The organism is Methylopila musalis, assembly GCF_042679725.1.
Lineage (GTDB): Bacteria > Pseudomonadota > Alphaproteobacteria > Rhizobiales > Methylopilaceae > Methylopila > Methylopila musalis.
This window is the reverse complement of sequence record NZ_JBHTMX010000418.1, coordinates 1-722: the sequence shown is the minus strand read 5'-3', so window position 1 is coordinate 722 and position 722 is coordinate 1. Positions and strand designations below refer to the sequence as shown.

Here is a 722-nt window from a genome sequence, read left to right as displayed (position 1 = left end):
CGAGGCGGGCGGACAGCTCCGCCGCGACGGTCGCGGAGGACCGGGCGGTCTCCAGCGCGTCCGCCGTCTCCCGCGCGGCCACAGCCCGCGTCCAGGCGCGACGGGCGTCCGACGCCGTGCGGAAGGTGGCGGCGATCGCCCGCTGCTGGGCGGCGCGGAAGCTCGTCTCCGCGATCTTCGTGCGGCGCGGCAGGGTGATGAGGCTGAGAAGATCGGCGACGAGCCGACGCTCCACGTCGAGATCGCCGGACGCCGCCACCCGCTCGATCGACAGCGTGGGCGACGGCGGCAGACTGGCGGCCACGTAATCCGCCTCCGCCACGCCGAGCGTGTTGTAGGCCGCCTGCAGGCCGCGATTGTTGAGAAGCGCGATCTGCGCCGCGGCCTCCGCCGTCAGCGGCTTCGCCAGCAGCGCCCGCACCCGCGCCTGAGCCACCGCGGCCTCCGCCGGGGTGACGAGCTTGGCCGTGTCCTGGCCAAGCTCCAGCGCCACCCGCGCCGTAACCGGGGCCATGCCGGCGTCGGGCGACAGCGTGGCGCAGCCGGCGAGCATCGACGACACGCCAAGCGCTGTAAGCAGGCGGGGCGCGCGGCCCGAGAGGGAGGCGGCCATCACCGCCCTTCCCCGGCCGGCTTCGGCGTCACGTCCCGGTTCCGGCGCGCCCACGACTCCGGCGCGACCGGCTCGGATGCGCGGACGCCGGCCACCGCCGGCAGGATCC

At 76.2% G+C, this 722-nt stretch carries 1 pseudogene; it reads right to left on the bottom strand.

The features are described from left to right. Positions 1–613, bottom strand: a pseudogene (locus ACFQ4O_RS18065) (TolC family protein); the annotation flags it as partial. Positions 614–722 lie beyond the last annotated feature (109 nt).